The sequence below is a fragment of the Alphaproteobacteria bacterium genome (assembly GCA_030740435.1).
In the GTDB taxonomy this organism is placed as follows: domain Bacteria; phylum Pseudomonadota; class Alphaproteobacteria; order UBA2966; family UBA2966.
This window is the reverse complement of the sequence record JASLXG010000117.1, coordinates 1-12,380: the sequence shown is the minus strand read 5'-3', so window position 1 is coordinate 12,380 and position 12,380 is coordinate 1. Positions and strand designations below refer to the sequence as shown.

Sequence of the window (12,380 nt, the reverse complement as noted above, 5' to 3'; positions counted from 1 at the left end):
GACACCCGGGTGCTGATGCTGACCCACGTCAAGGAGCTGATCGCCCAGAACTTCGCCCAGATGATGGCGCTCTGGCCCCAGGCACCCATCGGCATCTACAGCGCCGGCCTGAGGCGGCGCGACCTCCATAGCCAGATCGTCCAGGCATTTCGCCGAGATGGCGGTGCGCGAGGTCGAGCGGGCCCGGCGCCATGGCCGCGAGCTCACGGTGGCCATGATCGACCTGGACCATTTCAAGGCCGTCAACGACACCTACGGCCACGCTTGCGGTGATGCGGCGCTCAGGCTGGTCGTCGAGGCGGTGGTCGGCGAGCTTCGCGCCGCCGACGTCCTGGGGCGGGTGGGGGGAGAGGAGTTCGCTCTCTTGCTGCCGGAAACCGGATTGGTCGGCGGTGCCGACATCGCCGAACGCATCCGCCAGCGCATCGCCGGCCGGCCTTTCGCCTGGGACGGCAAGGACTTCGAGCTGACGACCAGCATTGGCGTTGCCGCCTGGGACCCCGACGAGCCCACCATCGACCCGGCCCTGGCCCGCGCCGACAAGGGCCTCTACGCCGCCAAAGACCAGGGCCGCAACCACGTAGTGACGCACGGGATCTGACCCTCGTCGGCGTTCCGCGCCCTCTACTGCCCCGCCCGCTCGAGCAGAACGCCGGCCTCGGCCGGCCAGCAGATGGTTTCCTGCTCGCCCATGTTGTAGACCCGGTCGCTCAAATGGCGGTGCTGCTCGACGTGCACGAAAAGGCCATCCGAGACCTCGAAGACGTCGGTCTCGAGGGTGCCCATGAATTCGGTGGTGATGTAGCTGCCGCGCACCCGGTTAGCCATCTCGGGGTGCTCGCCGGTGGACAAGAGGTCGGCCCGGACGGAAAAATGGACCTTCTCGCCCAGCCGCACGGTGCGAACATATTCGGGTATGCGCACGTAGTAGGTGGCGTCTTCGGATTCTACGAAAACGATCGAGCCCGAGCGCGACTTGATGGTGCCGGCGAAGATGTTGTTGTTGCCGATGAATTCGGCCACGAATTTCGTCCGCGGCTCCTCGTGGATTTCCCGCGACGTGCCGGTCTGCTGGATGATGGCGTCGCTCATGACGATGACCTTGTCGGCCATCGACATGGCTTCCTGCTGCGAATGCGTCACCATGATGAAGGTGATGCCGGTCTCGCGCTGGATTTTCTTGAGCTCGACCATCATGGTCTGGCGCAGGTTGTAGTCGAGCGAGCCCAGCGGCTCGTCCAAGAGCAGCACCGTGGGCTTCGAGATCAGGGCCCGGCCCAGGGCGACACGCTGCTGCTGGCCGCCGCTGAGGTCGTGCGGCCGGCGCCCCGCCAGCTCGCTCAGCCCCACCATCTCGACCATTTCCCAGGTGCGGCGGTCGCGCTCCTCCCGGGCCAGGCCCTGCATCTTGAGGCTGAACTCGATGTTCTGGAAAACCGTGCGGTGGGGGAACAGGGCGAAGCTCTGGAACATCATGGCCGTGTCGCGATGCGAGGGCGGCAGGTCGGTGACGTTCTCCCCGGCGATGAAGATATTGCCCCGGGTGACCTCCTCGAGGCCGCCGATCATGCGCAGCGTCGTGGTCTTGCCGCAGCCCGAGGGGCCCAGCATGGCGACGAATTCACCCTTCTCGAATTGGGCGTTGAAATCGATGACGGCGTGAACCTCGCCCGGAAAGGTCTTGGAGACGTTCTCCAGGACGACGTCGTGCTCGGCCATTGGGCTCTACCGCAACTCGTTGCTACCGGGCCCGGCCACCCGCTCCCCCTCCCACCCACCCATCGATGGTACCCTGTGGGTAGTTGGGAGGGGGAGCGGGTGGCCGGGATCGATTGTCAAGGAACTAATCTGCGGCCTTGGCAGTGGCCAGCAGCAGCGACCAGACCTTCTCGAAGGGCACCTCGTCGAAGACGCCGGCTTCGTTGGCCTCCTTGAGAAGGCCGATGGCGCGGCCCAGTTCCTGATCCTCGCCAGCGGCCTCCTCGAGTTGCGCCACGGCCTGGGTGAAGGGCAGGTTACGGTCCTTGGCTGTGCTCATGGTCTGGCGCACCAGGCGCGTCAAGTCCTCGACCATGACCTTGAACTGGCCCTCCTTGTAGGGCCGCCCGAAAAGGCCGCGGATGCCGTTCGAGGAGAAACGGCTGCGCAAGCCCTCGGGCAGCGACTGGGCCACGCCCTCGAGGATCTCGCCCAGGGCAAAACCCTGGGTGAACATGCCGCGGATGGTGTCGACGGTACCGTCGCCGCCGCCATACATGCGGATCTGGGCGCCCGAAAGGGCGCTGCCCATGGCCTTGGCCTGGTCGATGTGGATGTCGCGCTCGGCCTCGATGTGCAGCTTGGCCAACTCCAGGAAGGTGGCCGCCTCGTTGTACTTCTTGAGGGCGTCGGCCTTGGCTTCGATGCCGCTGGCCTCGGCCTTGAAGAGGCGCTGGGTGTTTTCCACCCGCAGCGTCTCGATGTGCATCTCGGCCCGGCCCCGGGCGCCGGCCTCGCGCTCTATCCCCTCGGCCGAGATCTTCTGGGCATCCGAGGTGGCCTTGGCGCGGATGGTGGTGGCGCTGGCCTCCTCGGCGGCCGAGAGTTTGCGGGCCTCGGCCTGGGTCACCATGTGCATGCGCGTGATGTCGGCCTTGTTCTCCTCCTCGATGCGCCGGGTCTCGGCGGCCTGCTGGGCAACAATGCGCTCGACCTCCTTGCCGCGCTCGGCATCGGCCACCACGCGCACCGATTCGGCCTGGTGCTCGGCCTTTTCGCGCTCCGCCGTGGTCTGCAGCCGCTTGACCTCGACCGCCTCGAGCTCCTGCGTCTTCTTGACCAGCGCCACCTCGCGATCGCGCTCCTCCGTCTCGCGTGCCAGGAAGCGCCGGATGTCGGCGGTTTCGCGGTCCTTCTCCTTGGCGATCAACGAGATCTGCCGGTCGCGTTCGGCCAGCTCGACATTCAGCGTCTGCTGGATCTCGGCACGCCTTAGTTCCTCGTCCTTGGCCACGACGGCGATCTCGCGGTCGCGGTCCTCCTGTTGGTGCGCCAGACGGCGCTTGATCTCGGCCCGCTCGAGCTCCTCCGCCTTGGCCACCAGGGCGATCTCGCGATCGCGCTCCTCCTGCTCTCGGGCCAATTGCCGGCGGATCTCGGCGGCCTCGCGCTGCTTGGTCTGATCGATGACCGAAGCGTCCTTCTGGATACGGGCCTTCTCGACGGAGAGATCCTTGTTGATCTCCTCCTCTTCCACCTCCCAGCGGCGTTCCAGGATGAAGCGCTGCTTCTCGCTTAGCACCCGGGCCTTTTCGTTGGACACTTCTTGTTCTTGCTGGGCCGCGGCAAAGGCCTCGTCCTTGTCGAGGTCGAGGGTGGCAAGCTTGGTCTCCAGGCTGCGCTGGCGCATCGAAATGATGGTCGCCTCGGCCGCGGCGTGGCGTTCGTTGCGCGCCGCCTCTTCGGCCTCGGTGACCTGGGTCAAGCGCTGGATGTCGGCCTGCTGGCGTTCGCGTTCCTTGGTGATGAGTTCTATGTCACGATCGCGCTCGGCGCTTTCGCGGGAGAGCTGGCGGTTGACCTCGGCGACTTCTTGTTGCTCGGTCTTGCCGATCAGTTCGATCTGGCGTTCCTTTTCGGCCTTCTCGAGCGCCAGATTGCGCTGGATGTTGGCGAGCTCTTCCTCCCGCGCCTTGGCGATCAGTTTGATTTCCTTGTCGCGCCGCTCCTGCTCCAGCTTCAGCGTCTTCTCGATGTCCGACGATTCCCGCTTGCGTGCCTCCTCGGTGATGGCGATATCGCGGTCGGTGCGCATACCCTCGAGCTCGACCTCGTTCTGTATTTCCTTTTCTTCGACGGATTTGCGCTGGTCCAGCATGTAGATCTGTTTTTCGCCCAACTGCAGCGCCTGTTCGTTGGACACCGCCTTGTCCTGTCCGGCCCGGGCGAAGGCCTCCTGGCGCTCGATCTCCAAGAGCTCTAGTTGGGTGTCCAGGTCCTTCTGGCGGATAGCCACGGTGGTGCGTTTTTCGGTGTCGTGGACCTTGCGCCGCGCATCCGAGGTGATGTCGGTGATGATCTTCAGGCCCTCGGCATCGAAGACGTTGTCGGATTTGAAGTATTCCTTGCCGGTTTGCTCCAGGGTGACGACCGTCACTTCCTCCAAAACCAGCCCGTTGGACTTGAAGCTTTGGATCACGGTTTCCTTGATCTGCTGGGCGAAGACGTCGCGGTTTTCGTGCAATTCGCTGAGCGTCTTGGTGGCTGCATAGCTGCGAATGGCGCCGATCACCTTGGCTTCGAGAAGATTGCGCACTTTCTCGGCATCGAAAGTCTTCTCGCCCAGGCTGCGGCTGGCCGTCAGCAGGTCGTCTTCGGTGCGGCCGACATGGGCATATAGCTCGGCCACCACGTCGATGCGGATCTTGTCCGAGGTCAGCACCGCCTGGTCGCGCGAACGGCTGATGATCAGCTTGATGGTCTCCAGCGAGATCCAGCTGACCTCGTGGAAGACGGGCAGCACCATGGCGCCGCGTCCCAGGCAGACCTTGGTGCCGAGGAAGCCGGTGCGGATGAAGCCCATGTTGGCCGGCGCCCGTTTGTAGACCCAGATCGAGATGATGTAGAGGATCGCCAGAACGACGATCGCGGAAATGAACAGAGCAATGCCGATTTCCACCATGATCAAGTCACCTGTGTTGGTACGACGTCTTCGTTGAGAGATGCGTCGCTGATTTCAAATCTACTCTAGCCCGCCTGGCCGCCGCCAGCGCCTTGGCGTTCACCAAAATCAAACAGCACCAGCGGCTTGCGGCCGCGTTTCATGCTCTCGCGCAGCTCCTGGGTCGAGCGCTGGTCGACGTCGCTCCCTGCCGCCAGCACCACGCCATAGCCTTCGCGGGCCAGGCGTTCCGACATCAGGCCGCGGGCCACGTCGTGGCGCACCCTTATGGCGTCCCGCTCCAAGGGGTCGCCCCAGCCGCCGCCGCCGGCGGTGCGGAAGATGATGCGGTCACCGGTACGCACCACGACGTTGTCGATTTTCGAAGGCAGCGCCTCGCGCTCGCCGCCCTGGCGCACCAGCCATTTCTCCGAGCACGCCCCCGGCTGGCCGCCCAGGATGCCCCAGGGCTGCGAGATGTGGCGGTCATCGTGGATCGAGATCTCGCCGGTTTCCAGCAGCAGGTAGATCTTTTCGATGCCGTTGCCGCCGCGGTGCTTGCCGGGGCCGCCGCTGTCGGCGATCGAGGCATAGCTCTCGATCAGCATTGGGTAATAGCTCTCGAGGTATTCGGCCGGGATGTTCTCAAACAGCGGCCACCAGGAATGGCCGTCCATGCCGTCGCCCACCGGGCGCCCGGGAATGCCGCCATAGAGGATTTCCATGAGCTGAAAGTGCCGGCCCTTGCCGTCTGTGCCGGAATAGAGGAAATGCGGGCTGGAGCCGTAGCCGGCGGCCGTCGCCATTTCCGGGGCGTTGTGGCTCAGCGCGCCGCCCAGCACGTCGAACTGGCGCGACAGCGCATGGGTGCGACAGCCCAGCGAGGCCGGGAAATTGGGATGGATCAGCGAGCCCTGGGGCAGGGTGACGTGGATGAGATCGTAGAAGCCGTCGTTGAACAGGATCTGGGGATCGAAGACCATGATCATGTAGACCCCGATGAACATCTTGAACATGCCCTCGTGGAGGTAGAAGTTGATCGGCCCGGGCGCCTGGGCCGAGGTGCCGGTCCAGTCGAAATAGGCGTGATCGCCCTCGCGCCAGACCGTCAACTTCATGCGGAAGGGCCCGTTGCCCAGGCCGTCGTCGTCGACGTAGTCCTCGAAGGACTGCGGCTCCTCGGGCAGGTTCTGCATGATGAGCTGGCGCATGGCGCGGTTGGTGCGCTCCAAGAGCGCCTCGCAGGCCTGGCGATAGACCTCCCTGCCGAAGCGGGCGCAGATCTCCACCACCCGCCTCTCGCCGGCCCGGCAGCCGGCGATGATGGCCATCAGGTCCGAATAATTCATCTCCGGCGTGCGGGTGTTGTTGAGGATCAGGTCGAGTGCCGATTTGTTGGGCCGGCCTTCCTCGTAGATCTTGATGGGCGGAATGCGCAGGCCTTCGCCGAAGATGCTGGTGGCTGCCGTCGGCATGCTGCCGGGCACCGGGCCGCCGACATCCATCATATGGCCGAACATGGAGCTGAAGCCCATCAGCTCGCCCTCGGCGAAGATCGGCACCAGCACCATCCAGTCATTGATGTGGCTGATGGCGCCGCCGCACTTGAAGGGATCGCTCTGCAGGATGACGTCGCCGGGCTGGAGCTGAAAATCCTGCTCCTTCAGCATTTCCGAAACGTAGGATCCGAACTGGCCGACGATCATGCGTCCCTTGGGATCGGTGATCATGGGAAATTCGTCGTGCTGCTCGCGAATGTTGACCGACATGGCGGAGCGAAAGAGCACCGCATCCATCTCGTGCCGGGCATTCCTGAGCGCGTTCTCGATCAGATCGAGGGTGATGATGTCGAGCCCCGGCGCGGCGCCGGCGGTGGCGTCGGCTTTCAGGGGCGCCGCTTCGGGGGCCCCGGTCTCGGCCGGCCGGCGCCCCGGCGCTGGTGGCGCCTGGCCGTCCGCAACCGCCGCCTCGCCGGTGCCGAATTGGGCCGCGCATTGCATCAGCGCGGCATCGGTGGCGCTTTGCAGGGCGGCGCCGAGATTGCCGTTGATGCGGGCCGAGCCGAACTGCATCTTGCTGGCGCCGTCGACGCTGAGCTTACAGAGCACGGTGACGGTGCCGCGCTCTTGGCTGTGCTCCACTACTTCAGATGACCAGCGCTCGCCGAAGCGCGCATTCAGCAGCGCTGTTGCGTTTCCCGGGTCCTCGCCCTGGGCGCTCGTCGCTGCCTCCAGGCTGGCTGAGCGCAAGTCCTCCTCGCTGGCCGGGCGGTGGCTCACGGCGACCAGGCCGCTATCTTTCATCTGACGCGAAAACAGCGTGTCGAACTGCTGCTTGTTGGCCTGCAACAGGTCGTCCAGGGAAACGTTGCGGCGCGGTGGGTTGCTGTCGGTTTCGCTCATCGCTCAAGCCTGCTGGCCGGGGCTTTCGCCCTCGGGATAGATGATGATGTTACCGAATTCGTCGACCTCGCCCACATAACCCGGATGAATGGCCGTGGTCGAATCCTTCTGGGTCACCACGGCCGGGCCCGAGAGGCGGTTGCCGGTGTTCAGTTGGTTGCGATCATAGACGTTGGTCGAGACGAAGTTGCTGTCGAAATAGATGCGGTGTTGATCATTGATGGCGGCCGAGGGGTCGGGGCCCTGGCGTTCGAACCTGGGGAAGCTGATTTTTTCCACCTGGCCCGTGCCCACGGCGCGCAGGTTGACCAGTTCCACCGGTTGCTCCAGGCGGAAGCCGTAAAGGCGCTCGTGGGCCGTGCCGAAGCGCGTCTCGAGATCGCCCAGCCCACCGTTGCTCAAGGTCTCGGGATTGACCTCGAGGGAGAACTCATAGCCCTGGCGGAAGTAGCGCACGTCGGCCTCGAAGCGCAATGTCTGGGCCGCTTCGCTGATGCCTTCTTCCTTCAGCCAGCCCCGGGCCTCGCGTCCCAGACGCTCGAAGATCTCCGAGATCTGGCCCGGCTGGACGTCGTCGACGTTGCGCACGAAAGTCTGGGCGAACTCGTTCTTGACGTCGGAACAGAGAAATCCCAGCGCCGAGAGAACGCCGGGCGTCGGCGGCACGATGACCGGGAAGCAGCCGGCCAGTTTGGCCATGGCGTTGCCGTGCAGTGGCCCGGCACCGCCGAAGGCGACCAGCGCGAAATCGCGCGGATCGAGGCCCTTTTGCACGGTCACCAGGCGCAGCGCTCCGAACATGTTCTCGTTGACGATGTCGAGGATGCCCTGGGCTGCCTGGTAGACGTCGAGGCCCAGCGTCCGGCCGACCTTGGCCACGGCCTCTTCGGCGGCCTTGACGTCGAGCGTCATGGCGCCGCCGAGCAGACTGGGCGGCAGGTGGCCGAGCACCACGTTGGCGTCCGTGACGGTGGGCAACTCGCCGCCCATGCCGTAACAGGCGGGGCCAGGTAGCGCGCCGGCGCTTTCGGGACCCACACGCAATGCCCCGGTCATCGGCACGTGGGCGATCGAGCCGCCGCCGGCGCCGACGCTGTGCACCTCGACCGAGGGGATTTTGATGGGATAATAGCCCAGCATGGTTTGCCGCGAGATCGTGGGCTGGCCGTCCTGGACCATGGATACGTCGGTCGAGGTGCCGCCCATGTCGAAGCCCAGCGCGTTGGGATGGCCGGCCAGGGCGGCCAGGAAGGCGGCCCCCGAGACGCCGCCGGCGGGGCCCGACAACATCGTGTGGACGGGCGAATCGGAGGCCCGGGCGACCGACATCAAGCCGCCGTCGGAGCGCACGATATTGACGTGCGGTGTGAACTGGATGGCGTGGAGTTTTTCCTCGAAGCCGGCCATGTAGCTCTGCATGCGCGGCCGAACGTAGGCGTTCATGACGGTCACCAGAGTGCGCTCGTACTCGCGGAACTCAGGCAGGATCTGCGACGACAGCGAGATCGGGATGTCGGCGTCGAGCTCTCGAACCAGGGCCGCCAGACGTTCCTCGTGGGCCGGGTTGGCGTAGGAATGCAAAAGCGAAATGGTCAGCGATTCGACGCCGGCCTCGAGCAACTCGCGGATGGCCTGACGGGCGCCGGCTTCGTCCAGCGGCTTGACCACCTCGCCGCGAGCGTTGACGCGCTCCTGAATGCCTCGGGTATGTTCCAGATCGGCCAGCGGATCAGGCTTCTCCATGATGATCCAGCCGGCCAGCGGCCCCGGCGTCTGCGAGCGCGCCAGGTGCAGCACCTGTTCGAAGTTCTCGGTCACCAACAGGCCGACACGAGCGCCCTTTTCCTCGAGCACGATATTGGTCGATACGGTGGTGCCGTGCAGCACCCCTTGCACCTCGGCCGGCGCGATGCCGCTCTCGGCCAGGATGTCCTGGATGCCTTTCAGAATGCCGACCGACTGATCCTCGGGCGTCGATGGCGTCTTGAGCAGGTGGATGTCGCCGCTCGTGCCGTTGAACAGCAAGAGATCGGTGAAGGTCCCGCCCACGTCGATGCCCAAACGGCAGCTCATGATGCGCCCCGATCTGTTGGCCCGGCGCTGAAAGGCTCGGTTGACGTCACGTCTTACCCCCCGCAAATCCTGGCCATGATTCCCGACGCGCGGCGGGCGGTCAACCGGCTGTTCACGCCGGCGTCTTTGACAGCCCACGGCTTTGCGCTACCATCCCTTGGTTTCGACGTACACAGGCAGCGATCACCATGGCACAGGACACCCCCGCCCGGCGGCCGCCGAAATTCTGGATCGTTCTCCTGGGCGTCGTCATCTTGCTGATCTTTCTCTATTTCTATCAACCCTTCGAGACCTATCTGGTCAAGCACATCCCGGGCGTCCACTTCTCCAACGTGGTTTTCTGGTTCGCCTCGCTGGTCGGCGTCGTCGGTTACGTGGTGGCGCATTGGCAATCCTACCGCCAACACATCTTCCGCGCCTCCAGTGCTCTCGACGTCGAGGCCCTGGTCTTCGATACCCTGCAGATCGCGATTTTGGTTGCCGTGATCTTCTGCGCCGGCGCCACCATCCAGGCCATCGAGATGCTGGCCGAACACCTGATGAACCGGGGCGCCATCATCGATCCGGGCTTCGGCGAAAAGCTGCTGGCCATCATCCTGCTGGTGCTGCTGGCCATCGCCTTCTATCTGCTGCACCACCTGGTGCGCTCGTTCCGCCAAGGCTGGAACCCCCGCCGCCCGCCGCCGCGCACCTCGTCGGGCGATTGACTGGCGCCTAACATACTGTTATTTCAAATTTTTTCCCCCTCCCCCTTGATGGGGGAGGGCAGGGAGGGGGTGTTTTTTCTGTGTTCACGCTCCTGCACGGGAGTGAGTCTCGGCAGCCGGATTGGCCAGCCCGTTGAAGGCCTTGAGCGAGGCCTCCAGGCGCTCGCGCGCCAGGCTATCGACGATAAAGACAATCCGTGAGCGCCGGTCGCCGTCGGGCCAGCGCGCCAGGTGGACGGGCGGATGCACAACGTGCTGGACGCCGTTGATCAGCACCGGCGTGGCCACGCCAGCGACATTCAGCAAACCTTTTATGCGCAGCACCTGTTCGCCGTGGCAGTTGAGCAGCATGGTCATCCAGATGCCGAAGGCACTCCAGTCCAGCGGCCGGTCGTAGATCAGCGAGAACGATTGGATACCAGGATCATGGCCGTGGGCCTGGTCCTGCTGCGCTGCCTGGGCCCCGGCCTCGAGCCAACGCTCTACTTCGGCCTGTTTGCCCGCTGGATCGAAAATGTCCTCCACCAGCAGCTCCTCGGCACTCAGTTCCTGTTCGGCGGCACGTCGGATCGGGGCGGAGGCATTAAGACGGCGCAGAGCAGCTTCCAGGGCCAGTGACACCTCCGGCTCGGCCAGGTCGGTCTTGGTCAGCACCAGGCGGTCGGCCACAGCCGCCTGCTTGACCGATTCGCCATGGCGTTCGAGTTGCCGGGTGCCGTTCACCGCATCCACCGCGGTGATCACGCTGCCCAGGCGAAAATGATGCTGGATCACCGGTTCGCTGAGCACGGTATAGGCGATGGGCACGGGATCGGCGAGGCCCGAGGTTTCGATCACGACGCGGCGGAAGGGCGGAATTTCGCCGCGTTCGCGGCGCGAATATAGGTCGCGTAGCGCCTCTTGCAGGTCGCCGCGGATGGCGCAGCAGACGCAGCCGTTCTCAAGCAACAAGGTGCTCTCGGTGGCACCCTCCAAGAGGTGGTGGTCGAGGCCCACCTCGCCGAACTCGTTGACCAGCACGGCCGTGTCGCGCAAGTCGGGCGCCGCCAGCAGGCGTTGCAGGATCGTGGTCTTGCCGCTGCCGAGAAAGCCGGTGACGACGTTGACCGGTATCAGGGCGGCATAGTCGCTCATGCCCGCTCCAGTCGCTGCAGCAAATCGTCGGCCAGGGGATCGCAGGCCCGGCTGCAAAGCGCCTCGGCGGCGATCCAGACCTCTCCCAGGTTCTGCACGATCTGGCTGCGCCCGGTGGCGCTTTTGAGGACAAACGAGGCGCCCGACCAGTCGCTCAGCGTCAGGCCATAGTGTTTGAGCACGGCGTTCGCCAGCCGCGTCTGTTCCTGACGTTCGCGCCGCCGCGTGTGAAGCTCGACCCGCTCGGCGAAGGCCTCGGCATGGCGGGTCGATTCGGTCCAGTGGGCCTGGCCGCCGAGCACCCCGCAAAGGCTGCACATGGCGCTGGCCCCCGGCCGATCCCGCTCCTACTCGGCGACCTGCTTGGCGTCCGGGTCGCGGGGATAGCGCTTGGCGAAGTCGTCGGCGATGGCGTCGAAGGTGGTGAATCGCACGCCCGAGTGGCTCGATATGTAGTCGAAGATACGCTCCAGCATGAGCAGCACCTGGGGCCGCCCCGAGACGTCGGGATGTATGGTCATGGTGAAGACGGCATAGTCGTATTCGCGGTAGATCCAGTCGAACTGGTCACGCCAGAGATCCTCGATGTCGCGGGGATTGGTGAAACCGTAGCTGTTGGGCGCCGTCTTGATGAACATCATGGGCGGCAGGTCGTCGAGGTACCACGATCCGGGGATGTCGATAAGCTCCGTCTCGGTGCCGCGCACCAAGGGCTTCATCCATTCGTCGGGGTGTTTTGAATAGTCGATCTTGGTCCAGCTATCCCCCACCCGCACATAGAAGGGATGAAAGTCGTTGTTCATCAGGCTGTGGTCGTACTTGATGCCCTTCTTCAACAAGAGCTCGTTCGTCACCGGGCTGAATTCCCACCAGGGCGCCACATAGCCCGTCGGGCGCCGGCCCGAGAGGCGTTCGATGAGCTCGATGCACTTGTCCATCACCCGCTCTTCCTGTTCCGGCGTCATGGCGATGGGGTTCTCGTGGCTGTACCCGTGCATGCCGATTTCGTGGCCGGCCTCGACCACCAGCTTGCACTCTTCGGGAAAGGTTTCGATGGAATGGCCGGGGATGAACCACGAGGTCTGGATGCCGAATTTTTCAAAGAGGCGCACCAGCCGGGGCACGCCGACCTCGCCGGAAAAGATGCCGCGCGAGATGTCGCAGGGCGAATCCTCGCCGCCATAGGAGCCCAGCCAGCCGGCCACGGCGTCGACGTCGATGCCGAAGGCACAGAAGATTTCTTTGCGTCCACCGGGCCTGGCCAGCGAGTGGCGGCCGGCCTGGGAGATCAAGGACTGGGGCTGGTAAGTGGGCCCGGTGACCGAGCCGGCGGCGGCCCGGCCGGGTCGGTAGCTGCCGTCAGACGCGTTGCTCATCGGACATCCTCCCTGGGTGTGCACGGCACACTTTTCTCTGTTGATACAG

Annotated in this window: 9 protein-coding genes; 2 read left to right on the top strand and 7 right to left on the bottom strand. The window is 64.7% G+C overall.

The window, feature by feature from the left end:
* Window positions 1-157: 157 nt before the first annotated feature.
* Window positions 158-601, top strand: a complete 444-nt coding sequence (locus QGG75_12710; GenBank protein ID MDP6068093.1) for a GGDEF domain-containing protein — start codon at window positions 158-160, stop codon at window positions 599-601.
* A gap of 23 nt (window positions 602-624) precedes the next feature.
* On the opposite strand, the gene QGG75_12705 is transcribed toward QGG75_12710, so the two are convergent.
* The 4 genes from QGG75_12705 to QGG75_12690 all read right to left on the bottom strand — a co-directional run bounded on the left by QGG75_12705 (window position 625) and on the right by QGG75_12690 (window position 9,114).
* The gene (locus tag QGG75_12705; protein ID MDP6068092.1) at window positions 625-1,719 is read right to left on the bottom strand and encodes an ABC transporter ATP-binding protein; all 1,095 of its coding nucleotides are present in this window, start codon (window positions 1,717-1,719) and stop codon (window positions 625-627) included.
* Window positions 1,720-1,843: 124 nt separating this feature from the next.
* Window positions 1,844-4,660, bottom strand: coding sequence for an SPFH domain-containing protein (locus QGG75_12700; GenBank protein ID MDP6068091.1), 2,817 nt, complete (start codon window positions 4,658-4,660; stop codon window positions 1,844-1,846).
* Window positions 4,661-4,725: 65 nt separating this feature from the next.
* Complete coding sequence (locus QGG75_12695) at window positions 4,726-7,041, bottom strand: hydantoinase B/oxoprolinase family protein (GenBank protein MDP6068090.1); 2,316 nt, start codon at window positions 7,039-7,041, stop codon at window positions 4,726-4,728.
* Between the two features lie 3 nt (window positions 7,042-7,044).
* Window positions 7,045-9,114, bottom strand: a complete 2,070-nt coding sequence (locus QGG75_12690) for a hydantoinase/oxoprolinase family protein (GenBank protein ID MDP6068089.1) — start codon at window positions 9,112-9,114, stop codon at window positions 7,045-7,047.
* A 188-nt stretch (window positions 9,115-9,302) separates the two neighbouring features.
* Here QGG75_12690 and QGG75_12685 point away from each other — a divergent pair, with 188 nt between their 5' ends.
* On the top strand, window positions 9,303-9,821 hold the full coding sequence (locus QGG75_12685; GenBank protein ID MDP6068088.1) for a hypothetical protein: 519 nt from the start codon (window positions 9,303-9,305) through the stop codon (window positions 9,819-9,821).
* A gap of 84 nt (window positions 9,822-9,905) precedes the next feature.
* Here QGG75_12685 and QGG75_12680 read toward each other — a convergent pair whose 3' ends face one another.
* The 3 genes from QGG75_12680 to QGG75_12670 are packed head-to-tail and all read right to left on the bottom strand — an operon-like array spanning window position 9,906 to window position 12,331.
* Window positions 9,906-10,955, bottom strand: a complete 1,050-nt coding sequence (locus QGG75_12680) for a GTP-binding protein (GenBank protein MDP6068087.1) — start codon at window positions 10,953-10,955, stop codon at window positions 9,906-9,908.
* The gene (locus QGG75_12675; protein MDP6068086.1) at window positions 10,952-11,275 is read right to left on the bottom strand and encodes a hypothetical protein; all 324 of its coding nucleotides are present in this window, start codon (window positions 11,273-11,275) and stop codon (window positions 10,952-10,954) included. The genes QGG75_12680 and QGG75_12675 overlap by 4 nt, the downstream gene beginning before the upstream one ends.
* A gap of 27 nt (window positions 11,276-11,302) precedes the next feature.
* A complete protein-coding gene (locus tag QGG75_12670) occupies window positions 11,303-12,331 on the bottom strand; it encodes a polysaccharide deacetylase (GenBank protein ID MDP6068085.1) in 1,029 nt (342 codons plus the stop codon).
* Window positions 12,332-12,380 lie beyond the last annotated feature (49 nt).